The 23,845-nt window shown below is 70.8% G+C and carries 19 protein-coding genes; 14 read left to right on the top strand and 5 right to left on the bottom strand.

What is annotated here, in order from left to right:
* Window positions 1-64: 64 nt before the first annotated feature.
* Window positions 65-811: a PIG-L deacetylase family protein gene (locus Scani_RS05350; protein ID WP_159470513.1), complete on the bottom strand. Its 747-nt coding sequence runs from the start codon at window positions 809-811 to the stop codon at window positions 65-67.
* Between the two features lie 390 nt (window positions 812-1,201).
* On the opposite strand from Scani_RS05350, the gene Scani_RS05345 reads away from it, so the two are divergent.
* The 6 genes from Scani_RS05345 (at window position 1,202) to Scani_RS05320 (ending at window position 8,488) form a co-directional block, all read left to right on the top strand.
* On the top strand, window positions 1,202-1,954 hold the full coding sequence (locus tag Scani_RS05345) for a GntR family transcriptional regulator (RefSeq protein WP_159470511.1): 753 nt from the start codon (window positions 1,202-1,204) through the stop codon (window positions 1,952-1,954).
* Window positions 1,955-2,200: 246 nt separating this feature from the next.
* Complete coding sequence (locus Scani_RS05340; RefSeq protein ID WP_159470509.1) at window positions 2,201-3,892, top strand: APC family permease; 1,692 nt, start codon at window positions 2,201-2,203, stop codon at window positions 3,890-3,892.
* Between the two features lie 233 nt (window positions 3,893-4,125).
* Window positions 4,126-4,305 carry an SPOR domain-containing protein gene (locus Scani_RS05335; protein WP_159470507.1) on the top strand — a complete coding sequence of 60 codons (180 nt, stop codon included), beginning with the start codon at window positions 4,126-4,128 and terminating at the stop codon, window positions 4,303-4,305.
* A 51-nt stretch (window positions 4,306-4,356) separates the two neighbouring features.
* Window positions 4,357-4,779 (top strand): (deoxy)nucleoside triphosphate pyrophosphohydrolase, encoded by a 423-nt coding sequence (locus tag Scani_RS05330; protein WP_174872618.1) that lies wholly within the window; start codon window positions 4,357-4,359, stop codon window positions 4,777-4,779.
* Window positions 4,780-5,189: 410 nt separating this feature from the next.
* The gene (locus Scani_RS05325; RefSeq protein ID WP_159471725.1) at window positions 5,190-5,651 is read left to right on the top strand and encodes an ATP-binding protein; all 462 of its coding nucleotides are present in this window, start codon (window positions 5,190-5,192) and stop codon (window positions 5,649-5,651) included.
* A gap of 170 nt (window positions 5,652-5,821) precedes the next feature.
* Window positions 5,822-8,488, top strand: a complete 2,667-nt coding sequence (locus Scani_RS05320; RefSeq protein ID WP_371872323.1) for a SpoIIE family protein phosphatase — start codon at window positions 5,822-5,824, stop codon at window positions 8,486-8,488.
* A gap of 50 nt (window positions 8,489-8,538) precedes the next feature.
* Here Scani_RS05320 and Scani_RS05315 read toward each other — a convergent pair whose 3' ends face one another.
* From Scani_RS05315 to Scani_RS05300, 4 genes are all read right to left on the bottom strand, one after another.
* Window positions 8,539-9,336: a succinate dehydrogenase/fumarate reductase iron-sulfur subunit gene (locus Scani_RS05315; RefSeq protein ID WP_159470503.1), complete on the bottom strand. Its 798-nt coding sequence runs from the start codon at window positions 9,334-9,336 to the stop codon at window positions 8,539-8,541.
* Entirely contained in the window at window positions 9,333-11,276 is a 1,944-nt protein-coding gene (locus Scani_RS05310; RefSeq protein ID WP_159470501.1) for a fumarate reductase/succinate dehydrogenase flavoprotein subunit, read from the bottom strand. The genes Scani_RS05315 and Scani_RS05310 overlap by 4 nt, the downstream gene beginning before the upstream one ends.
* Window positions 11,277-11,311: 35 nt before the next feature.
* Entirely contained in the window at window positions 11,312-12,139 is an 828-nt protein-coding gene (sdhC, locus tag Scani_RS05305) for a succinate dehydrogenase subunit SdhC (RefSeq protein ID WP_159470498.1), read from the bottom strand.
* Window positions 12,140-12,243: 104 nt separating this feature from the next.
* Entirely contained in the window at window positions 12,244-12,543 is a 300-nt protein-coding gene (locus tag Scani_RS05300) for an Rv0250c family protein (protein WP_159470496.1), read from the bottom strand.
* Window positions 12,544-12,949: 406 nt separating this feature from the next.
* Between Scani_RS05300 and Scani_RS05295 the strand changes: the two genes are divergently transcribed.
* The 8 genes from Scani_RS05295 (at window position 12,950) to Scani_RS05260 (ending at window position 23,768) form a co-directional block, all read left to right on the top strand.
* Window positions 12,950-15,349, top strand: a complete 2,400-nt coding sequence (locus tag Scani_RS05295; protein ID WP_159470494.1) for an ABC transporter substrate-binding protein — start codon at window positions 12,950-12,952, stop codon at window positions 15,347-15,349.
* A 187-nt stretch (window positions 15,350-15,536) separates the two neighbouring features.
* Window positions 15,537-17,408 carry a translational GTPase TypA gene (gene typA, locus Scani_RS05290; protein ID WP_159470492.1) on the top strand — a complete coding sequence of 624 codons (1,872 nt, stop codon included), beginning with the start codon at window positions 15,537-15,539 and terminating at the stop codon, window positions 17,406-17,408.
* A gap of 213 nt (window positions 17,409-17,621) precedes the next feature.
* Window positions 17,622-17,954, top strand: a complete 333-nt coding sequence (locus Scani_RS05285) for an antibiotic biosynthesis monooxygenase family protein (protein ID WP_159470490.1) — start codon at window positions 17,622-17,624, stop codon at window positions 17,952-17,954.
* A 173-nt stretch (window positions 17,955-18,127) separates the two neighbouring features.
* Complete coding sequence (locus Scani_RS05280) at window positions 18,128-19,747, top strand: peptide ABC transporter substrate-binding protein (protein WP_159470488.1); 1,620 nt, start codon at window positions 18,128-18,130, stop codon at window positions 19,745-19,747.
* Window positions 19,748-19,774: 27 nt separating this feature from the next.
* Window positions 19,775-20,698, top strand: a complete 924-nt coding sequence (locus Scani_RS05275; RefSeq protein ID WP_159470486.1) for an ABC transporter permease — start codon at window positions 19,775-19,777, stop codon at window positions 20,696-20,698.
* Complete coding sequence (locus Scani_RS05270; protein WP_159470485.1) at window positions 20,691-21,671, top strand: ABC transporter permease; 981 nt, start codon at window positions 20,691-20,693, stop codon at window positions 21,669-21,671. The genes Scani_RS05275 and Scani_RS05270 overlap by 8 nt, the downstream gene beginning before the upstream one ends.
* 11 nt (window positions 21,672-21,682) lie before the next feature.
* On the top strand, window positions 21,683-22,723 hold the full coding sequence (locus Scani_RS05265) for an ABC transporter ATP-binding protein (RefSeq protein ID WP_174872617.1): 1,041 nt from the start codon (window positions 21,683-21,685) through the stop codon (window positions 22,721-22,723).
* Window positions 22,710-23,768 carry an ABC transporter ATP-binding protein gene (locus tag Scani_RS05260; protein ID WP_159470484.1) on the top strand — a complete coding sequence of 353 codons (1,059 nt, stop codon included), beginning with the start codon at window positions 22,710-22,712 and terminating at the stop codon, window positions 23,766-23,768. The genes Scani_RS05265 and Scani_RS05260 overlap by 14 nt, the downstream gene beginning before the upstream one ends.
* Window positions 23,769-23,845: the final 77 nt, after the last annotated feature.

The following is a 23,845-nucleotide window of genomic DNA, read 5'->3' as shown; positions in this document are numbered from 1 at the left end:
CCGGCCGGGGGACGCCCGCACCGGCGCGGTCGCCCGGTGCCCGCCGCGGGCGGAAGCGGCGCGCCTAACGGGGGAAGAGCTGGAAGAGCGTGGCCGGGTGGCCGCGGTAGCGTTCGCCGCCGCTGCGCAGCATCTGCTCGATGAAGCCGCGGGCGTAGGCGCGCGGGTCCTGTTCGGCGCCGCGCAGGCCCCTGATGTACGCGCCGTGTGCCGCCAGCGAAGCGACCGCGCGGTCGATGCCGGGGCCGACCTCGGCGGCGTGCGTGGGGTGCGGGGAGCCCGCCACGGCCACCCAGCGGACGCCGTTCCAGGGCGCCAGGCCCTTGGCGCCGGCGAGCTCGGGGAAGATCCACCGGTTGTCGGCGTCGCCCGCGGCGTCCAGGACGGCGCGGCCGACGACCCGGTGGTCCGGGCTGTTCCAGTGGCCGCCGTCCCAGGTGTCGTGGTGGTTGAGGGTGAGCAGCAGCTCGGGGCGGTGGCGCCGGATGGCCGCGGACAGATCGCGGCGCAGCGTCACGCCGGGCTCGATGGTGCCGTCGTGGTGGTCGAGGAACTCGACGGTGTGGACGCCGACCAATGCGGCGCCGGCCCGCTGCTCGGCCTCGCGGACCGTGGCGGACCGTGCCGGTGCGAGGCCGTCGATACCGGCCTCGCCGCGGGTGACCAGGAGGTAGCTGACCTCGCGGCCCGCGGCGGTCCATTCGGCGATGGCGGCAGCGGCGCCGTATTCGAGATCGTCGGGGTGGGCGACGACGGCGAGCGCCCGCTGCCAGTTGCCGGGCATGGGGGCGAGGTGGGGTTCGGCGGGCATGGCATCCCTTCCTTCCCGTCCTGATACCGCGTCCCGCGTTTCCCTGGCCCCGCGTTCCCTGGTCGCGCGCTCCGTGGTCCCGTGTCCCGGTGCCGGTGGCTCGTGCCGCCTTCCTTCCGCTTCCTTCCGCTGTGTGCCCTGTGCCGTGCGGGCCCGGCTTCGACCGTGCTCCCTTTTCGATCGTGACACGCATGGGCGACGGCTACCGGGTGGAAGGAAGGGGTGGGGTGGCGCGGGGTGGGGGTGCGCGGACCCGCCGTTCCCGGTCCCGGTCGTTTACACCGGCTGAGCTGGGTTTCATCACATCAGGTGAATATCTGGCCCAAGCTTGCGGCCGGCAACGCGCGGTTGCCACGCTGTTGCTGACTGTCAAGCTGTTGGGAGGGGCATGTGCCTTTCGGTGAGCAGCCCGCGTACCTCCGCGTCGCCGGCGACCTGCGTCAGAAGATCGTCGACGGGGTGCTGCCCCCGCATACCCGTCTTCCCTCTCAGGCGCGCATCCGCGAAGAGTACGGCGTCTCGGACACCGTCGCCCTGGAGGCGCGCAAGGTCCTGATGGCCGAGGGGCTGGTCGAGGGCCGCTCGGGGTCGGGCACCTACGTGCGCGAGCAGCCCGTGCCGCGCCGCATCGCCCGCGTCGGCTTCCACTCGGCGGGCGGCTGTACGCCGTTCCGGCAGGAGCAGACGGACGAGCGGGTGCGGGGCACCTGGGAGTCCCACAGCGAGCAGGAGCCCGCCGCGGCGGCGATCGCAGCCCGGCTGCGGATCTCGCAGGACGCCAAGGTGATGCGGACGCGCTATGTCTTCCGGGCGGAGGGGGAGCCGTCGATGCTCTCGACCTCCTGGGAGCCGCTGGAGGTGACCGGGCGGACGCCCGTGATGCTGCCGGAGGAGGGGCCGCTGGCGGGGCGCGGGGTGGTCGAGCGGATGGCGGCCATCGATGTGGTGGTGGACAACGTCGTCGAGGAGGTCGGGGCCCGGCCCGCGCTGGCGGAGGAGGCCATGACGCTGGGCGGGGTGCCCGGGCATGCGGTGCTGGTCGTGTCGCGGACGTACTACGCGGGCGGCCGGCCGGTCGAAACGGCGGATGTCGTCACCCTCGCCGACCGGTACCGGGTCGCCTATCACCTGCCGGTGAAGTAGCCGGGGACCGCTCCTTGTCCTCCTCTGCGCGTGCGCGAGACGCATGGAGCCGGCCCCTGGTTCTCAGCTGAGCGTCCGGTTTGCGTAGGTTCGTGGGCAAAAAATGGCTGAAACCTTGTGTTGGATAACTCACAGAGCCTCAACTGGGCGCCTTTTTCGGGCTGCTGTGGGAAGCCGACGCCCCGATTCGCTCTTACGATGGCGAAGTTTGTGCACGGCACGGGGGAAGACCAGGAGACCAAGCACGTGAGCACGACGAAGACCCCGAGCGCGGAGCAGGACTCGCACTCGAATTACCGTCGGTCCCTCGGGACCATCGCCCTGACCGCCACTGGTCTCGGGTCCATCATCGGCTCCGGCTGGCTCTTCGGGGCCGAACGCGCCGCTGCCATCGCCGGGCCGGCCGCGATCCTCGCCTGGGTCATCGGCGCGCTCGTCGCCCTGACGATCGCCCTCACCTACACCGAGCTCGGCTCGATGTTCCCGAAGGCCGGCGGCATGGTCCGCTACGGCCAGTACTCGCACGGCTCGCTCGCCGGATACCTCGCGGCCTGGGCGAACTGGATCGCGATCGTCTCGGTCATCCCGGGTGAGGCCACCGCCTCCGTCCAGTACATGAGCTCCTGGGACTTCGGCTGGGCGCATGCGCTCTACGACGGCAAGGAGCTGACCGGCACCGGCGTCGGGCTCGCCAGCATCCTGCTGATCTTCTACTTCTTCCTCAACTGGTTCGCGATCACGCTCTTCGCGAAGACCAACACCGCGATCACGGTCTTCAAGGTCGTCGTCCCGGTGCTGACCGCGAGCGCGCTGATGATGGCGCACTTCGACACCAGCAACATCACCCACCACGGCGGCTTCACGCCCAACGGCTGGAGCTCGGTCTTCACCGCCGTCGCCGTCTCCGGCATCGTCTGGGCCTACAACGGCTTCCAGTCCCCGCTGAACATGGCCGGCGAGGCCCGCAACCCGGGCAAGTCGCTGCCGAAGGCCGTCGTCTGGTCGATCGTGATCGCGCTGGTCATCTACGTCGCCCTGCAGGTCGCGTTCCTGATGGCGGTGCCCGGTGACAAGCTGGCCGCCGGCGGTGGCTGGGCCGGTCTCGGCTTCAACTCCCCGCTCGCCGACCTCGCGGTGGCCTGGGGCCTGAACTGGCTGGCGCTGCTGCTGTACGCGGACGCCTTCGTCTCGCCGTCCGGTACGGGCATGATCTACGCCGCCACCACCTCGCGCATGATCCACGGCGTGCAGGAGAACGGCCATCTGCCGGGCATCTTCGGCAAGGTGGACAAGAAGACCGGTGTGCCGCGTCCGGCGCTGCTGCTCAACCTCGCGATCGCCTTCCTGTTCCTCGCGGTCTTCCGCGGCTGGGGCTCGCTCGCCGAGATCGTCTCGGTCGCCACGGTCATCTCGTACATCACCGGCCCGGTTGCCGTGATGTCGCTGCGCCGGCTGTCGCCGGACCTCACGCGCCCGGTCAAGCTGCGGGCGATGCCGGTCATCGCACCGGTCGCGATGATCTTCGGGTCGCTGGTCCTGTACTGGGGCCGCTGGCCGCTGACCGGCAAGGTCATCCTGATCATGGCCGTCGGACTGCCGGTCTGGGCCTGGTACGAGATCGGCAAGCCGCTGACCCAGGGCCGCAAGCCGTGGGCCGAGCTGCGCCCGCACCTCAAGGCCGGTGCCTGGATGGTGGCGTACCTGCTGGTCATGGCCGCCGTCTCGTACCTGGGCGGCAAGGACTTCGGCGGCAAGGGCTATCTGCCGGAGGGCTGGGACATCCTCCTGGTCGCCCTGATCGGTCTCGCCTTCTACTACTGGGGCGTGCGCAGCTCCTGGCGCAACCCGTCGCTGGTCCAGGCCGAGGCCGAGATCGAGGCGGCGCAGCAGGACGACGCCGCGGAGACCGACGCGGCCAAGGCGCCCGTCGGCGCCTGAGCCGCCCGCACCACTCCGTTCCCCGCCCGAGCGCGCCTCGGGCCCACCGGCCACTCGCAGGCCGCTTCCGGTACGCCGGAGGCCCGCGGGTGGCCGGTTCGGTACCTCTTTGTGAAAATCCATATCCGGTGAGTAAAGGTCGGGCGTAGGGTCGGGCATATGCGGATTGCGATTTCGGCATCAGCAGACCAGGGGCGTGCGACGGCGCGCTACGCGGCGGACGGAGGGGCGCAATGATCGAGGGTGGAGCCGTGCTCCCCTGGCTCGTCATCCGCCAGGACGAAGGTGGCAACCGGTATCGCGTGGGCCGCTATGCCACCCGGGCGGAGGCGGAGCGGGTGGCCGACCGGCTCGGAACGCGCGGCCACCAGCAGCTTTATGTGGTCGAGAAGGCCGACCGGGCGGTGACCTGAGGGACGGCGAGCGGGGAGCGGGACGAGGGCGGGGGACGTAGGCTGCCGCGCATGACGACCGTGCGCGTAGTGGTGGGCGGAGCGGTGTGTGAGCGCGGGCGGCTGCTGGCCGCCCGGCGCAGTGCACCGCCCGCCCTGGCCGGCCGCTGGGAGCTGCCCGGCGGCAAGGTGGAGGACGACGAGACACCCGAGCAGGCGCTGGAGCGGGAGCTGCGCGAGGAGCTGGGTGTCGAGGCGGCTGCCCAGGAGCGGATCCCGGGGGAGTGGGTGCTGCGGCCCGGCTATGTCCTGCAGGTGTGGACCGCCCGGCTGGTGTCCGGGGCGCCGCGCCCGCTGCAGGACCATGACGAACTGCGCTGGCTGCTGCCCGGCGAGGAGTCCCAGGTCGACTGGCTGGACCAGGACCGCCCGGCGGTGGCCGAGGCGATGCGCCGACTGGCGGGGACCGCCGGGGCGCCGGGCGTACGGCCCTAGTGCGGCCCTAAGTACGGCCCGCGCACGGCCCTAGGCGTCCCCGGCGGGCGTACGCGGCCTGCCCGAGCGCCGCGATACGGCCCGTACGCGCCCCGCACGCGGCCCCGCGCCGACCCGCGCGCCCCGAGGGCCGCGCGAAGCCCCACCCCCGCCTGTACGGCCGCCTGTGGAGCGTCTGCCCGCCGGTGGCGGCCGCTGTCGGCGCACCTTCCCGCCCGCGGCGCACCCGCCCGCCCCCTTCGGCGCACCGGCCCGCCCTCCGGCCGCCGCTTCCCCGCCCGCGCGCGTCGATATGTTTCATTTGTGCCACAGTGCACCGCTGCGGGCGGTACTGAGGGTTGGATATCGGGTATGTCCTGAATGACCCCTTCGGCGCAGACAAGACGACGGGGATGCCATCGGGCTGGGATGTGATCGGCGTGAGCGACAGCGCAGCGGCAGGGGTCCCGGAGCCGGGCTCCGGGAACGTCCGCAGGCGCGGCAGGGCCTCCGGCTCACCCACTGCCGAGTGGAGCTTTCCGGCAGACCCCGGGGCGGTGCGCACGGCCCGTACGGCGGTCCGGCGGGTGCTGGACGACTGGGGGCTGAACGGCGCCGCCGATATGGCCGTACTACTCGTGAGCGAGCTCGTCACCAATTCCCTGCGTCACGCCAGCGGGCCGATCGGTGTCCGTATGGTGCTCCTGAACACCGACGGGCTCCTCGTCGAGGTCTCCGATCCGCTGCCCGACCCGCCGCAGGAGCGCGACGCCGCTCCCGACGACGAGGGAGGCCGTGGATTGCAACTGGTCGCATGCAGTTCGCGACGCTGGGGGACTCGTCGCGGAAAGAGTGGCAAGACAGTGTGGTTCGAGCTGTCGGTGGCTGGTTAGGAGACAGGTGGGTCCTGATCGTTGCCAATTCATCGACATTCTGTAGATGGGCTGCGATCGAGACTGTGCTGTGATCGTGAAGACCGTGTTCCGGATAGCCGAGGTGCTGGATACTCAGGCGGGTCCGGTCCGGGCACGATGAGCTGGAGGGGACGGGGCTCGTGAGCGAGATGTCATCTGGCGGGGCAGAACCCGCACAGGCCGATGGTCGGGGTGGTGCGGACGGCTCCGGTGATCCAGGTGGCCGCCCGCACGCGCGCGAGCTGCAAGGGCCGCCCGTGTGGCAGAGCAGCCGGCCCGGATCGATCTATGACTACATTCGCGTGGCCTCCTTCTCGCTGGGCCCCGACGGGCGGATCGACCAGTGGAGCGAGCGGGCGGAGCACATGCTCGGCATTCCCGCGCGCTACGCCCTGGGCAAGGACCCCGTGGAGGCTTTCGTCCCCCGTGAGTTGCGGGCGACCGGGCGCCGCAAGGTGTCCGAGATACTCGACGGCCGGGAGTGGACCGGCCTGGTGCCCTACCGCAGGGAAGAGGGCTCGGACGCCGACGGGCTCGCCGAGATCTATGTGATGCCCTCGCGCGACGAGAACGGTGAGCGGGCCGCGGTCTGCCTCGTCGTCGATGTCCGTGCGCTGCGCGGCATCGAGACCGACCTCGCGGCCTCGCAGGCCGTTTTCGGTCAATCTCCCATGGGCTTCACCCTGTTCGGCACGGACCTGAAGCTGCTGCGGGTCAACGAACGGTTCGCCACGGTCTTCGGCGGCCCGGCCAGCAAGTACCGCGGCTGTGGCCCGCACGACTTCCTGCCGCGCTCCGAGGCCGAGCGGATGACCGTCGCGCTGCGCCGCGTCCTGGAGACCGGTGAGCCGGTCACCGAGATGCAACTGCTCGGGATGGCGCCCGGCGAGGAGGACCGCCGCCGCTGGTCGGTGTCGCTCTACCGGCTGCACGGCGCCAGCGGCCGCCCGATCGGCGTCGCGGCGCTGGCCGCGGATGTGACCGGCCGCCGCCGGGCGGAGCGCGAGGCCGCCAGTGCCCGCCGCAACCTCGCCCTGCTCAACGAGGCCGGTGCCCGGATAGGCAACTCCCTCGATCTGGAGACCACCGCCCGCACCCTCCTGGACGTCGCCGTCCCGCAGTTCTGCGATCTGGCCTCGGTGGACCTCTACCAGGGCCTGCTGGCGGGCGACGAGGCCCCGCCCGGCATGAGCGACGGCAGCGCCGAGCTGCGCCGGGTCGCCTTCGCCAGCGCCGTCTCGGACGCCCCGCTCCCCACCGCCCCGGGCGACGCCCCCGGCCCGGTCGCGGTCGGCGCCGTCCACCGCTACCCCTTCAACTCCCCCTGCGCGGGCGCCCTGCGGACCGCCCACGCACAGATCATCCCGGGCCGGGAGAGCGACGAGGGGCCGGAGCTGGGCGCGGTCGTGCAGTCCACCCTCGCCGTCCCGATGGTCGCCAGGGACACCGTCGTCGGACTGGTGCAGTTCTCCCGTGCGAAGGGCAGCGAGCCCTTCGGGGAGCGCGACACCGCGCTCGCCGTCGAACTGGCCGCGCGCGCCGCGGTCTGCATCGACAACGCCCGCCTCTACCGGCGCGAGCACGAGCGCGCCCTGATATTGCAGCGCAGCCTGCTGCCGCCCGGCGACCCCGAGGCCGCCGGTCTGGACATCGCCTGCCGCTACCTGCCCGGCACCACCGCCACCGAGGTCGGCGGCGACTGGTTCGACGTCATCGAACTCCCGGGCCACCGTACGGCGCTGGTCGTGGGCGATGTCATGGGACGCGGGCTGCGCGCCGCCGTGGCCATGGGGGAACTGCGCACCGCCGTACGGACCTTGGCGCTGCTGGACCTGGAGCCGGCCGAGGTGCTCTCGGCACTGGACGAGATCGCCCGCGGGCTCGGCGGTGACGGCGAGAGCAGGTCGTCCTCGGCGCGCTCCGCCCGCAGCCGGTCCGGATCCGCCGAGGGCGCCGGGGAGCCGCGGCGCTCCGCCCGTACCGCCGATCTCTCCGAGGTCTACCTCGCCACCTGCGTCTACGCCGTCTACGACCCGGTCACCCGGCGCTGTACGTTCGCCAATGCCGGGCACCTGCCGCCGGTGCTGGTCGAGGACGGCGAGGACGCGCTGCTGCTCGACGTACCGCCGGGGATGCCGCTCGGCGTCGGCGGTGAGCCCTTCGAGGAGATCGAGGTCGAGCTGCCGGACGGTGCGCTGCTGGCGCTCTACACCGACGGTCTGGTGGAGTCCCGCCACCATCCGCTGGAGGAGGGACTGCAGGCGTTCCGGACCGCCCTCTCGCACGCCGACCGCCCGCTGGAGGATGCCTGCGACCAGGTGCTCAGCGCGATGGACACCTCGCACGGCGAGGACGACATCGCGCTGCTGATGGCGCGGGTGCACGGGCTGCCCAAGGACGCGGTGGGCGACTGGAGCCTGGCGCCGGAGGCCCGCTCGGTGGCCCGCGCCCGCGAACTCGCCCGTGACCAGCTGACGGACTGGGGCCTGCAGGAGCTGGTCGACACCACGGAGCTGCTGGTCAGCGAGCTGGTGACCAATGCGCTGCGGCACGGCCACGGCGAGATCCGGCTGCGGCTGCTCCTGGACCGCACCCTGGTCTGCGAGGTCTGGGACGCCGATCTCGCCCAGCCGCGCCGCCGCCGGGCCCGGGACACCGACGAGGGCGGCCGCGGCCTGCAGCTGGTCGGCCTGCTGAGCCAGGGCTGGGGCAGCCGCCGCACCCCGCGCGGCAAGACCGTGTGGTTCGAACTCGCGCTGCCGGACGGGGAGTCGGTGGCGATGGATCCGGCGGAAGCGCTGCTGAGCCTGTTCTGAGGACAGGGGAGGGGCCCGGGGCGCGCGCCCCGGGCCCCTCCCGCGTCCGCCTATTCGCTCCGGCGCCGGATCTTGTTCCCGAGCCACACCAGCGGGTCGTACTTACGGTCCGCCGCGCGCTCCTTCAGCGGGATCAGCGCATTGTCGGTGATCTTGATGTGCTCGGGGCAGACCTCGGTGCAGCATTTGGTGATGTTGCAGTAGCCCAGCCCGTGGTCGTCCTGCGCGGTGCGCTTGCGGTCGATGCCGGACTCCGGGGCCGCGTCCAGCGGATGCATGTCGAGCTCGGCGATCCGCATCAGGAAGCGCGGACCGGCGAAGGCCTCCTTGTTCTCCTCGTGATCCCGGACGACATGACAGGTGTCCTGGCACAGGAAGCACTCGATGCACTTACGGAACTCCTGCGACCGGCCCACGTCCTCCTGCTGCATCCGGTACTCACCGGGGCCCAGCTCCGGGGGCGGTACGAACGCCGGGATCTCGCGGGCCTTGGTGTAGTTGAAGGACACATCGGTGACCAGGTCGCGGATGACCGGGAAGGCCCGCATGGGCGTGATGGTGATGGTCTCCGCGCGGTCGAAGACCGACATCCGGGTCATGCACATCAGCCGCGGCCGCCCGTTGATCTCCGCGCTGCACGAACCGCACTTGCCGGCCTTGCAGTTCCAGCGCACGGCGAGATCGGGGGCCTGGGTCGCCTGCAGACGGTGGACGATGTCCAGCACCACCTCGCCCTCGTGCACCTCGACCTTGAAGTCCTCCAGGTCCCCGGCGTCCGTGTCGCCCCGCCACACCCTGAAGTGCGCCTGGTAGGCGCCGGACTGCTGCTCTTCCTGCGACACGCTCACCGGCTCAGCTCCTCGTCGGTCAGATACTTCGCCAGCTCGTCCTTCTCGAACAGCTCCAGGAGGTCGCGGCGGATCGGCGGGGTCTCGCGGCGGGAGAGGCGGATCTGGCCCAGCGCCGCGTCGGCGGCCCGCGCATCGCCCTGCGGGTCGGCGAGTTCGCAGACCAGATTGATGTTGCGCCAGGTGCGGTCCATCGCCGGGTGGTCGTCGCGGGTGTGCCCGCCCCGGCTCTCCTCGCGTTCCAGCGCCGCCCGCGCCACACACTCGCTGACCAGCAGCATGTTCCGCAGGTCGATGGCCAGATGCCAGCCGGGGTTGTACTGCCGGTGCCCCTCGACGCCGGCCCGCCGGGCCCGTACCCGCAGATCGGCCAGCCGTTTCAGGGCCTCGAACATCTCGCTTTCCTTGCGGATGATGCCGACCAGGTCGTTCATCGCCTGCTGGAGCTCTTGGTGCAGGGTGTACGGATTCTCCGCCGGGCCCGGCTCGCGGCCGGTGTCCTCCTCGACGAGCTCGGCGCTGAAGGGGCGCAGCGCCTCCGCCTCCGCCGCGTCGATCTGCAGCGGGTCGACGGCCGGGCGCTCGGCCAGCGACGCGGCGTACTCGGCCGCGTGCAGCCCCGCCCGGCGGCCGAAGACCAGCAGGTCGGACAGGGAGTTGCCGCCGAGCCGGTTGGAGCCGTGCATCCCGCCGGCCACCTCGCCGGCCGCGAACAGCCCCGGTACGCCGTTCGCCGCCGCGGTGTCCGGTTCCACGTCCACCCCGCCCATCACGTAGTGACAGGTCGGGCCGACCTCCATCGGCTCGGCGGTGATGTCCACATCCGCCAGTTCCTTGAACTGGTGGTGCATCGACGGCAGCCGGCGTTTGATCACCTCGGCCGGCATCCGGGTGGAGACGTCCAGATAGACGCCGCCGTGCGGGGAGCCGCGGCCCGCCTTGACCTCGGCGTTGATGGCGCGGGCGACCTCGTCGCGGGGCAGGAGTTCGGGCGGGCGGCGGTTGTTGTCCGGATCCTCGTACCAGCGGTCGCCCTCGTCCTCGGTCTGGGCGTACTTCTCCTTGAAGACGTCCGGGATGTAGTCGAACATGAAGCGCTTGCCCTCGCTGTTGCGCAGCACCCCGCCGTCCCCGCGGACGGACTCGGTCACGAGGATGCCCTTCACCGACGGCGGCCAGACCATGCCGGTGGGGTGGAACTGCACGAACTCCATGTTGATCAGCGGCGCCCCGGCCAGCAGCGCCAGCGCGTGCCCGTCGCCGGTGTACTCCCAGGAGTTCGAGGTCACCTTGAAGGACTTGCCGATGCCGCCGGTGGCCAGCACCACCGCCGGGGCCTCCAGCACGAAGAAGCGGCCGGACTCCCGTTCGTAGCAGAACGTGCCGCAGACGCGTCCCTCCGTCTTGAGCACCCGGGTGACCGTGCACTCCTGGAAGACCTTCAGCCGGGCGTCGTACGCGCCGAACTCCCGCTCGTCCTCCTGCTGCAGCGAGACGATCTTCTGCTGGAGGGTGCGGATCAGCTCCAGGCCCGTACGGTCGCCGACGTGCGCGAGGCGCGGATACTCATGGCCGCCGAAGTTGCGCTGGGAGATCCGGCCGTCCGCGGTGCGGTCGAAGAGCGCGCCCCAGGTCTCCAGCTCCCACACCCGGTCGGGGGCCTCGCGGGCGTGCAGCTCGGCCATCCGCCACTGGTTGAGGAACTTCCCGCCGCGCATGGTGTCGCGGAAGTGGACCTGCCAGTTGTCGTGTTCGTTGGCGTTGCCCATGCTGGCGGCGATGCCGCCCTCGGCCATCACCGTATGCGCCTTGCCGAACAGGGACTTGCAGATCACGGCCGTCCGCATGCCGGCCTCGCGGGCCTCGATGGCGGCACGCAGTCCGGCGCCGCCGGCGCCCACCACGACCACGTCCCATGCCTGCCGGTCCACATGCGCCATCAGAGGGCACACCTTTCCTTAGGAGATGCTGTCGTCTAGAAGAAGCGCGGGTCCACGATGGCCCCGCTGGCCAGCAGGAAGACATAGAAGTCCGCGACGGCCACGCTGATCAGCGAGGACCAGGCGAGCAGCATGTGCCGCTCGTTGAGCTTGCCGACCCAGCCCCACAGCCGGTAGCGCACCGGGTGCTTGGAGAAGTGCCGCAGCCGGCCGCCGACGATGTGCCGGCAGGAGTGGCAGGACAGGGTGTAGGCCCAGATCAGCACGATGTTGGCGAGGAAGACCAGGGTGCCCAGGCCCATATGGCCCCAGGCGTAGTGCTCGTCGCGGAAGGTCAGCGCCGTGTCGTAGGTCAGCACGCCCGCGACCAGCACCGCGAAGTAGAAGAAGTAGCGGTGGATGTTCTGCAGGATCAGCGGGAAGCGGGTCTCGCCGGTGTACTTCTTGTGCGGTTCGGCGACCGCGCAGGCCGGCGGCGAGGCCCAGAAGCCGCGGTAGTAGGCCTTGCGGTAGTAGTAGCAGGTCAGCCGGAAGCCCAGCGGGAAGATCAGGATGAGCAGCGCGGGGGACAGGCCCCACCAGCTGCCGAAGAGCTCCCAGTTGGGGCCGCCGCGCATGGTGCGGCAGTTCTCCGCCAGGCAGGGCGAGTAGAACGGCGAGACATAGGGCGCGTGGTAGTAGTCGGCGTTCGCGAACGCCCGCCAGGTCGAGTAGACGATGAACGCGAACAGTCCGGCGGCGGTGCCGGCCGGCGCCAGCCACCAGCGGTCGGTGCGCAGATGACGGGCGGGGATGGCGGCGCGCGAGGCGGTGTGCACACCGTTCGCGGGCGCTGGTGGGGAAGGTTCGGTGCCAGTGGCCAACGTCGGTCTCCGTGAAGGGCGCTCCGTCGGGGCGGGGGCGGCGAGGGCACCGCCGGGGCGGGGCGGGAGGGATGAGGGGCGGGGGCAGGACTCTTGTTACGTCGTCAGGGCGCGTGGCCGTTCCTGGAGCCGAGTCCCTCGTCCTCGGCGTCGGTCCACAGCGCGGCGTTGTAGGGGGCGTCGGAGATCGTCACCATCTCCTCGACGACGGCACCCGGACGGCGGGCCGGACCGGCCGCCACACTCTGCTTCAGCAGGGTCAGGCTCTCGCGCAGATGATCCGTGTCGCTGCGCAGCCGGCGGATGTCCAGGCAGGCGTCGAGCTGCGCCTCCAGCCGTCCCACCGACCGGGTCAGGCCGTCCAGGCTGCGTTCAACCGCCGTCAATTCGTCCTGAAGGGACATAACGTGCCCTCACTTTTGAAGGTGTGGTGGGCGATCTCATGCGCCCGAGAGTGTCGCGCGTCACAGTAGGCGTTGGGAAGGGGGCGAGCGCGATTACGACTCGAACCGGTGCGTTTCGGCAACCATGCGCCTCGGCGGAGGTCGAACGCGGATACGGGAACCGCCTCGTGCGCGGGGCGCTCCGCACCCCCGCGCGCCCCGTTTCCGGCCGTTCAACAGGCCGGTTGTTGGGCCGGGCGGGTGGGCTTGGTGCCCCGGCCGACGTGTCGGGCGGCCGGTCCGCACGGGGTCGCCTTCAGTAGGGGTGCCATAGATGTGATGAGCCCCAAAGTCGGCCGAACGTGGTGCGCCGGTCAGGCCCCAGGCGTCGCGCGGCGCGGCGCGGGCGAGCCCGGAGGTAACCGTCATGACCGACCACGACCACCCCTCAGGCCGTCGTGCGGCGTGCCGCAGACGCCGTATCGCCGCGCTCGTCGCGGCGGGGGTGCTGCTCCCGCTGCCGGCCCTGACCGGATGCAGTGACGAGGCCCGGGAGACGTCTGTCGCCACGTCCCAGGACATCGCCCGCGCGCCCCGCGGCGAGCTGAAGGACGGCGGCACCCTGCGCTGGGCCGTCGACGCGATGCCCGGCACCCTGAACGCCTTCCAGTCCGACGCCGACACCACCACCACACGGATCGCCGGCGCGGTGCTGCCCAGCATGTTCACCATCGACGAGAGCGGCCGGCCGCAGCGCAACGCCGACTACCTGGACGCCGCGGACATCAGCACCCGCGACCCCAAGCAGGTCGTCACCTACAAGATCAACCCCAAGGCGCGGTGGAGCAACGGCACGGCGATCACCGCCGCCGACTTCATCGCCCAGTGGACCGCGCTGCGCGGCAAGGACAACGCGTTCTGGACCGCCCGCAACGCCGGCTACGACCGGATCGGCAAGGTCGAACAGGGCGCGGACGCCCACGAGGTCAAGGTCGCCTTCGCCCGGCCCTACGCCGACTGGCGGTCCCTGTTCACCCCGCTCTACCCCAGGAGCGTGATGGGCAGCGCCGACGCCTTCAACGACGGCGCCCGCGAGCAGCTCACGGTCGGCGCCGGGCCGTTCCTGGTCCAGAAGCGGGACGCCAAGGAGAGACGCGTCGTCCTCGTCCGCAACCCGAAGTGGTGGGGCGACCGCGCCAAGCTCAAGAAGATCGTGATGGTGTCGCTGCCCGGCGACAAGCGGGCCGCGGCGCTGGCCGACGGGAGCGTCGACGTCGCCGCGGTCGACCGGGTCGCCGCGAAGCGGGTCGCCTCCGCCCGCCGCGCCGCGTCCGAGAAGTCCGGCGAGGGCAACGCGGGGCCGCAGGGCGACGGGACCCGGGCCGGCGCCCGGTCCGATGCCAAGAAGGCCGCCGCGGAGAACGACGTACTGCGCGGGTACACCATCCGCAAGGCCCTGGAGCCCGCCTACACCCAGCTCGCCCTCAACGGCAGCAGTGGGCCGCTGGCCGACGACCGGGTGCGCCGCGCGGTGGCCCGCGCCATCGACCGCCAGGCGCTCGCGGACACCGTCCTCAAGCCGCTCGACCTGCCGTCCCGGCCGCTCGGCAGCCATCTGCTGATGGCCGAGCAGTACGGCTACCAGGACCACAGCGATGCGCTCGGCGACCAGGACAACGCGGCGGCCACCGCGCTGCTCGCGGACGCCGGCTGGAAGAGCGACGCCGCCGACCGTCAGCAGGCCGGCGAGAAGGCGGGCGCACCGGCGCCGGGCGCGCGCCGCGCCGACGGGGACGAGGACGGCCTCGACCCGTCCGACGACCGCTACGGGGACGAGTCCGGCGAGGACGGGCCGGACGGCGCGGACGACGGCGATGCCGACGACCGCAACCCGGCCCGCTCCGGCCACGGCGCCCCGCCCGCCAGGGGCGGGCAGGAGGAGGGCGTCCGGCCCGCCGCCGCCGAGGCCCCGCTGTCCTTCACCGGCGCGGTCGGCTCCGAGGTCCAGCAGGCCGCGCTGCTGCGGCAGAGCGCCTCGTTCTACAAGGAGGCGGCGGCCCGCGAGAAGGACGAAGCGGACGGTGACACCGAGTCCGCGGCGTACGCCAGGTACCAGCAGTACAGGCGGCGCGCGGCGCAGACGCTCGGCGCGGCCGAGCTGATCGAGACCGGACAGGCCCCGAACCTGCCGGGGTCCGGCGGGCACCCCGGTGCCCTGCGCGCGGCCGCCGAGCGGCCCGCCGACGCGGCCGCCGCACCGCAGCCGGCCGGCCACAAGGCGGCGAAGTTCGCCGCCGTGAAGAAGAACGGCCGGCCGCTCACCCTGCGCTTCGTGCTCCCCGACGGCACCGGCTCCGCGCAGCTGCGCACCGTCGGACGGCAGATCGCCACCATGCTCGGCAAGATCGGCATCCAGACCTCCATCCAGCGGGTCTCCGACGCCAGCTACTTCCAGGACCACATCGCCTCCGGCGACTACGACCTGGCGCTGTACTCGTGGCCCGGCACCGCCTACCCGGCGACCGACGCCCGGCCGATCTACGCCAAGCCGCAGCCCGCGCCCGACGGCTCGCTGACCGTCGAGCAGAACTACACCCGGGTCGGCACCGACCGCATCGACCAGCTCTTCGAGCAGGCCTCCTCCGAGCTGGACGAGGGCGCCTCGCGCACGCTGGTGGCGCAGGCCGACGCCCGGATCTGGGCGGCCGCCGGATCGATTCCGCTCTACCAGCGGCCGGAGCTGGTGGCCACGAAGAAGACGCTCGCCAACATCGGCGCCTTCGGCTTCGCCACGCCCCGCTTCCAGGACATCGGCTACCAGATGTAGCAGGGGCGGAGTCCCGGCGAACAAAAGGCAGGAAACCGCAGGTCAGGCGGCGTATGTACGGGCTGCGGCGGCCAATGCCGCCGCAGCCCCGTACGATGGGGTGAGGCCGTGGCTTTGTTATGCCCGGCAGGTGCGCGTACCGAATGGACGTGCCGCCACCCACGATTCCGGGAGAAGCGCCGCCAGTATGCCCACGCGCCACGACATTCGTAACGTAGCCATCGTCGCCCACGTCGACCATGGGAAGACGACCCTCGTCGACGCCATGCTCAAGCAGGCCGGTGCGTTCGCCGAACACGCCGCCGAGAAGCTCGACGACCGGATGATGGACTCCAACGACCTGGAGCGTGAGAAGGGCATCACGATCCTCGCCAAGAACACGGCGGTGAAGTATCACCCCAAGGACGGCGGGGACCCGATCACGATCAACATCATCGACACCCCCGGCCACGCCGACTTCGGTGGCGAGGTCGAGCGCGGTCTGTCGATGGTCGACGCGGTCGTCCTGCTGGTCGACGCCTCCGAGGGCCCGCTCCCGCAGACCCGCTTCGTGCTCCGCAAGGCCCTCTCGGCCCGGATGCCGGTCATCCTGTGCATCAACAAGACCGACCGCCCCGACTCCCGGATCGACGAGGTCGTCAACGAGACCTACGACCTCTTCCTGGACCTGGACGCGGACGAGGACCAGATCGAGTTCCCGATCGTCTACGCCTGCGCCCGTGACGGCGTCGCCTCGCTGACCAAGCCGGAGGACGGCACCGTCCCGGCCGACAGCGAGAACCTCCAGCCGTTCTTCACCACGCTGCTGGAGCACGCCCCGGCGCCGGAGTACGACGCCGACGCCCCGCTCCAGGCCCACGTCACCAACCTCGACGCGGACAACTTCCTCGGCCGTATCGCGCTGCTCCGTGTCGAGCAGGGCGAGCTGAAGAAGGGCCAGACCGTCGCGTGGATCAAGCGTGACGGCACCATGTCCAACGTCCGCATCACCGAGCTGATGATGACCGAGGCGCTCACCCGCAAGCCCGCCGAGAAGGCGGGCCCCGGTGACATCTGCGCCGTCGCCGGTATCCCGGACATCATGATCGGCGAGACGCTGGCCGACCCGGAGAACCCGATCGCGCTGCCGCTGATCACGGTCGACGAGCCGGCCATCTCGATGACCATCGGTACGAACACCTCGCCGCTGGTCGGCAAGGGCGGCAAGGGCCACAAGGTCACCGCCCGCCAGGTCAAGGACCGCCTCGACCGCGAGCTGATCGGTAACGTCTCGCTGCGCGTGCTGGACACCGAGCGTCCCGACGCCTGGGAGGTCCAGGGCCGTGGCGAGCTGGCGCTGGCGATCCTCGTCGAGACCATGCGCCGGGAGGGCTTCGAGCTCACCGTCGGCAAGCCCGAGGTCGTCACCAAGGTGATCGACGGCAAGACGCACGAGCCGATCGAGCGTCTGACGATCGACTCCCCCGAGGAGCACCTCGGCGCGATCACGCAGCTGATGGCGACCCGCAAGGGCCGTATGGAGACCATGACCAACCACGGTTCCGGCTGGATCCGTATGGAGTGGATCGTGCCGTCGCGCGGCCTGATCGGCTTCCGTACGGAGTTCCTGACCCAGACCCGCGGCACCGGCATCGCGCACTCCCTCTTCGAGGGCCACGAGCCGTGGTTCGGCGAGCTGCGCACCCGCCACAACGGTTCGCTGGTCGCCGACCGTTCCGGTTCGGTCACGCCGTTCGCGATGATCAACCTCCAGGAGCGCGGCGTGATCTTCACGGAGCCGGGCACCGAGGTGTACGAGGGCATGATCATCGGTGAGAACTCGCGCTCCGACGACATGGACGTGAACATCACCAAGGAGAAGAAGCTCACCAACATGCGTGCGGCTTCGGCGGACACCACCGAGAACGTCGTCCCGCCGCGCAAGCTCTCCCTGGAGCAGTCGCTGGAGTTCTGCCGCGACGACGAGTGCATCGAGGTGACCCCGGAGACGGTCCGTATCCGCAAGGTCGTCCTGGACCAGAAGGAGCGCGGCCGCACCGCGTCGCGCGCCAAGCGGTAACACCGAGGCCGGTCCGGGCCGGGACACCGGCTCGACGTGACGGGGCGCCCCTCTGCGTGAGGGGCGCCCCGTTCGCATGCCCGGGGCGTGGTGGGGCAGCGGTCCGGGCGGGGCGCGGGCTGCGCTCCGTGGCGGCGGTGCCGGTGGCGGGCCGCGGTGGCGCCGGCTCGCCGCCACGATCGCGTTGTCAGTGGCCGGCGGCAGACTGGCGGTATGACAGCTACGACGACGATCGAGACCGGGCGTGCGATCGCGACGCTCATCAATGTGTTCACCGTGCTGCCGGAGCGGCAGGCGGAGCTGGTGGCGGTGCTCAGCCGGGCCACCGAGGAGACGATGAAGGACCGGCCGGGGTTCCTCTCGGCGAACATCCACGCCAGCGCGGACGGCGAACGGGTCGTCAATTATGCGCAGTGGGAGAGCGAGGAGCACTTCCTGGCGATGCTGGCCGATCCGTCCGCGCAGGAGCACATGACCGAGGCCGCCGCGCTGGCGGAGGGGTTCGATCCGCGGCTGTACGCGGTGGAGTCCGTGCACCACATATAGGGAGCTCGCCGGGGCGCGGCCCGGTCGAGGTGCGGGCGCCCCTTCGTTGTCCCCGCTCGGGCATCCGAGGGGTTTCTCAGGTCTTCGGAGCAGGGGCGGTCGCCGCCGAAGTGCGGTACGTCCCCCTTTGCGCTCTGATGTGGCTAGGCATGATCCGGACCTGAGGAGACGTCATGCGGAGAGCCACGCGCGCGAAGTGGGGCGGCTGCGCCGTCGTCGTCGCCCTCGTGGCCACGGCCTGCGGGGGCGGCGCCGGCGCGAGCCGCTCCGCGGTGGTCAGCTCGTCCTGGGGCGATCCGCAGAATCCGCTGGAGCCGGCGAACACCAATGAGGTCCAGGGCGGCAAGGTCCTGGAGATGCTGTTCCGGGGGCTCAAGCGCTACAACCCGAAGACCGGCGCGGCCGAGGACGTGATCGCGGACCGTATCGAGACGAGCGATTCGCGGAATTTCACGGTGACCCTGAAAAAGGGATGGACCTTCAGCAACGGTGAAAAGGTCACGGCCCGGTCCTTCGTGGACGCCTGGAATTACGGTGCGCTGCTGAGCAACAAGCAGAAGAACGCGGCATTCTTCCAGTACATCGACGGCTTTGCGCAGGTGCATCCGGACAGCGGCGGTCCGCGGGCCAAAATCATGTCGGGGCTGGTGGTGAAGGACGACCGCACCTTCACCGTCAAGCTCAACCAGAAGTTCTCCAGCTGGCCGGACACCCTGGGCTACGCGGCTTTCATGCCCCTCCCGCGGGCGTTCTTCCGCGATCACGACGCCTGGATCCGCAAGCCCGTCGGGAACGGCCCGTACCTCGTGGACTCGTACGAAAAGGGGTCCGTGCTGCGGATGCGGAAATGGGGGAAGTATCCGGGCGACGATCCCGCGCGGAACGGCGGAATCGACCTGCGGGTCTATACGGACAACAACACCGCCTATACCGATCTGCAGGCGGGCAACCTCGATCTGGTCGACGATGTGCCGGCCGCGCAGCTCAAGCATGTGAAGTCGGACCTCGGCGGCCGCTACATCAATCAGCCGGCCGGGATCATCCAGACCCTGACGTTCCCCATGTACGACAAGAGATGGAACCACGCGGGCTCGGAGAAGGTGCGGCGCGGGCTGTCGATGGCGATCGACCGGGACCAGATCACCCGGGAGATCTTCCAGCGGACCCGCACCCCCGCCACCGACTGGACCTCACCGGTGCTGGGGGCGGCCGGCGGGTACAAGGCGGGGCTGTGCGGTGACGCCTGTGTGTTCGCCCCGGCCAGGGCGAAGCAGCTGATCAAGGAGGGCGGCGGCATCCCGGGCGGGCAGATGACGCTCGCGTACAACGCCGATACGGGCTCCCACAAGGACTGGATCGACGCGGTCTGCAACAGCATCAACAAGTCGCTGGGGGACGACAACGCCTGCGTGGGATCCCCGGTCGGGACGTTCGCCGACTTCCGCAACAAGATCACGGCCAAGCGGATGACCGGGCCGTTCCGGGCGGGCTGGCAGATGGACTACCCGCTGATCCAGAACTTTCTGCAGCCGCTGTACTACACCGACGCCTCGTCCAATGACGGCAAGTTCAGCAACCACGCCTTCGACAAGCTGGTGAACGAGGCGAATGCGGCGACGGACACCGGCCGGGCCGTCACGACGTTCCAGAACTCGGAGAAGATCCTCGTCCAGCAGATGCCGGCCATTCCGCTCTGGTACCAGAACGGCAGCGCCGGCTATTCGGAACGGATCGGCAATGTGTCACTGAATCCGTTCAGTGTGCCCGTCTACAACGAGATCAAGGTCAACTGACGACGGTGCGAGGGAGGTTGACGCTTCATGGGACGGTATGCGCTCCGGCGGCTGCTCCAGATGATCCCGGTGTTCATCGGCAGCACCTTCCTGATCTTCTTCATGGTCTACGCGCTGGGCGATCCCGTGGCCGCGATGTTCGGCGACCGGGCCCCCGACCCCGCGACCGCCGCCCAGATCCGCCGCGATCTCTACCTCGACGAGCCCCTGTGGAAGCAGTACCTGCACTACATGGGCCAGATCTTCCAGGGGAACTTCGGCACCGCGTTCAACGGCCAGTCGGTCACCGAGCTGATGGCCTCCGCCTTTCCCGTCACGCTGCGCCTGACGATCGTCGCCATCGTCATCGAGATGGTGGTGGGCATCGTGCTGGGAGTGTTCAGCGGGCTGCGCCGGGGCCGGGACATCGACACCACGGTCCTGGTGATCACGCTCGTCGTGGTGTCCATCCCGACGTTCGTCAGCGGCTATCTGCTGCAGTTCCTGTTCGGGGTGCAGTGGGGCTGGGCCGCGCCCTCCGTCGCCCCGGAGGCGCCGCTGAACGAACTGCTGCTGCCGGGGCTGGTGCTGGCGCTGGTCTCGCTCGCCTATGTCACCCGGCTGACCCGGACCTCGATCGCGGAGAACGCGCGGGCCGACTACGTCCGTACGGCGCTGGCCAAGGGCCTGCCCCGGCGCCGGGTCATCACCCGCCATCTGCTGCGCAATTCGCTGATCCCGGTGGTCACGTTCATCGGCACGGACATCGGCGCCCTGATGGGCGGCGCGATCGTCACCGAGCGCATCTTCAACATCCACGGCGTCGGCTTCCAGCTCTACCAGGGGATCCTGCGGCAGAATTCGCCGACCGTCGTGGGCTTCGTGACGATCCTGGTGCTGGTCTTCCTGCTGGCGAACCTCCTCGTCGACCTGTTGTACGCCGTCCTCGACCCGAGGATCCGCTATGCCTGATCCCCATGTCCCCAAGGAAGCCATCGGCCACGGCGACGGCGGCTCCGCCGCGCTGGCCATCGGCGAGGCGGAGTCGCTGGAGCGGCGGCCCGGTGCGGCGGGGCCGCCCGGCCCCGAGCCCCTCGGCAAGCCCCGCAGCCTGTGGAGCGACGCCTGGCACGATCTGTACCGCAACCCCGTCTTCGTGGTGTCCGCGCTGGTCATCGTCTTCCTGGTGATCATCGCGATCTGGCCGCAGCTGATCGCCACCGGCAACCCGTACCGCGCGGACCTCGCCAAGGCGCAGCAGGGCTCCCAGCCCGGCCATCCCTTCGGCTTCGACACCCAGGGCCGGGACGTCTACACCCGGGTGGTCTACGGGGCCCGCGCCTCCATCACCGTCGGCGTCTGCGCCACGACCGGCGCGGCGCTGCTCGGCAGCCTGCTGGGCGGGCTGGCCGGCTTCTTCGGCGGCTGGGGCGACACCCTGCTCTCCCGGCTCGCCGACATCTTCTTCGGCATCCCGGTGATCCTCGGCGGCCTGGTCTTCCTCTCCGTCGTCACCAGCACCACGGTCTGGCCGGTGGTCGGCTTCATCGTGCTGCTCGGCTGGCCGCAGATCTCCCGTATCGCCCGCGGCTCCGTCGTCACCGCCAAGCAGAACGACTACGTCCAGGCCGCCCGGGCCCTGGGGGCCGGCAACGGGCGGATGCTGCTGCGGCACATCGCACCGAACGCCGTCGCACCGGTCATCGTCGTCGCCACCATCGCGCTCGGTACGTACATCGCGCTGGAGGCGACGCTCTCCTACCTCGGTGCGGGCCTGAAACCGCCCACCGTCTCCTGGGGCATCGACATCTCCACGGCCTCCCCGTACATCCGCAGCGCGCCGCACATGCTGCTGTGGCCCGCGGGTGCGCTGAGCATCACGGTGCTGGCGTTCATCATGCTCGGCGACGCGGTGCGCGACGCCCTCGACCCCAAGCTGCGCTGAGGAGCCGGACGATGACGAACGAGGACGCGGACGCACGGTCCGCGGGCGCTGGCACGGCGCTCGCGGAGGCGGCCCTGCTCGACGTGCGCGATCTGCGGGTCGAGTTCCGTACCCGCGACGGCGTGGCGAAGGCCGTCAACGGCGTCAGCTACCGCGTGGCGCCGGGACAGACGCTGGCGGTGCTCGGGGAGTCCGGCTCCGGCAAGTCGGTCACCGCACAGGCCGTGATGGGCATCCTCGACTCGCCGCCGGGGTTCGTCACCGGCGGCGAGATCATCTTCCAGGGGCGCGATCTGCTCACCCTCAGCCGGGAGGAGCGGCGCAGGGTCCGCGGCGCCAAGATGGCGATGATCTTCCAGGACGCCCTGTCCTCGCTGAACCCGGTCCTCACCGTCGGCGCGCAGCTCGGGGAGATGTTCGAGGTCCATGAGGGGATGTCCCGCAAGAAGGCCCGCGGCAGGGCCGTGGAGCTGATGGAGCGGGTCGGCATCCCCGCGGCCCGCCAGCGGGTGGGCGACTATCCGCACCAGTTCTCCGGCGGGATGCGCCAGCGCATCATGATCGCGATGGCGCTGTCCCTCGGCCCCGACCTGATCATCGCGGACGAGCCGACCACGGCCCTGGACGTCACCGTCCAGGCGCAGGTGATGGACCTCCTGGCGGAGCTGCAGCGCGAGCTCACCATGGGGCTGATCCTGATCACCCATGACCTCGGGGTGGTCGCGGACGTCGCCGACACCATCGCGGTGATGTACGCGGGCCGGATCGTCGAGACCGCCCCCGTCCACCAGCTCTACCGGGCGCCCGCGCACCCGTACACCCGCGGCCTGCTGGACTCCATCCCGCGGCTGGACCAGAAGGGGCAGCGGCTGTACGCCATCAAGGGCCTGCCGCCCAACCTGACCGCCATTCCGCCGGGCTGCCCCTTCCACCCGCGCTGTCCGCTGGCCCAGGACGTCTGCCGCACTGACCCGCCGCCGCTCTACGAGGCCGGGCCCGGCCGGGCCAGCGCCTGCCACTTCTGGAAGGAGACGCTCGATGGGGCACGGTGAGGGCGCCGCCCCCGCGGCCGGGGAACCGCTGCTGGAGATCCGCGACCTGGTCAAACACTTCCCGCTCACCCGGGGTGTGCTCTTCCACAAGCAGATCGGCGCGGTACGGGCCGTCGACGGTGTCTCCTTCGCCCTCCACCAGGGCGAGACGCTGGGCGTCGTCGGCGAATCGGGCTGCGGCAAGTCCACGGTCGCCAAGCTGCTGGTCGGCCTCGAACGCCCGACGTCCGGTCAGATCCGGTACCGCGGCGAGGACATCAGCACCCTCTCCGGGCGGGCGCTGCGGGCCGTACGGCGCAACATCCAGATGGTGTTCCAGGACCCCTACACCTCCCTGAACCCCCGGATGACCGTCGGCGACATCATCGGTGAGCCGTACGAGATCCACCCCGAGGTGGCCCCCAAGGGGGACCGCCGCAGGAAGGTCCGGGAACTCCTGGACGTGGTCGGGCTCAACCCCGAGTACATCAACCGCTATCCGCACCAGTTCTCCGGCGGACAGCGCCAGCGCATCGGTATCGCCCGCGGCCTCGCGCTGCGCCCGGAGATCATCGTCGCCGACGAACCGGTCTCCGCGCTCGACGTCTCCGTCCAGGCCCAAGTGGTCAACCTGCTGGAGCAGTTGCAGGACGAGTTCGACCTGTCGTACGTCTTCATCGCCCACGACCTGTCCGTCGTACGGCACATCTCCGACCGGGTCGCGGTGATGTACCTGGGCCGGCTCGCCGAGATCGGCACCGACGAGCAGATCTACGAGCACCCCACCCACCCGTACACCCAGGCCCTGCTGTCCGCCGTGCCCGTCCCCGATCCGGACGCCCGTACCCAGCGCGACCGCATCCTGCTGGCCGGCGACGTCCCCTCGCCCGCCGCCCCGCCCTCCGGCTGCCGCTTCCGCACCCGCTGCTGGAAGGCCCGGCAGCTGTGCGCGGACGTCGTGCCGCCGCTGGAGGTGCCCGCGGAGTTCCGGGAGACGTCGGGACCGGCCGCACACGCCTCGGCCTGCCACTTCGCCGAGGAGCGGCAGGTGGTGCCCAGCGAGTAGCCGTACGTACGGGACCGGGACCGCCGGTGCCGCGCCCGGAGGTGCAGACGCCGGAGCCCGCCTCCCTCCAGGGGAAG

The organism is Streptomyces caniferus (assembly GCF_009811555.1).
Classification (GTDB): domain Bacteria; phylum Actinomycetota; class Actinomycetes; order Streptomycetales; family Streptomycetaceae; genus Streptomyces; species Streptomyces caniferus.
The sequence above is the reverse complement of the archived record's forward strand: the minus strand, read 5'-3'. Positions and strand labels throughout refer to the sequence as shown.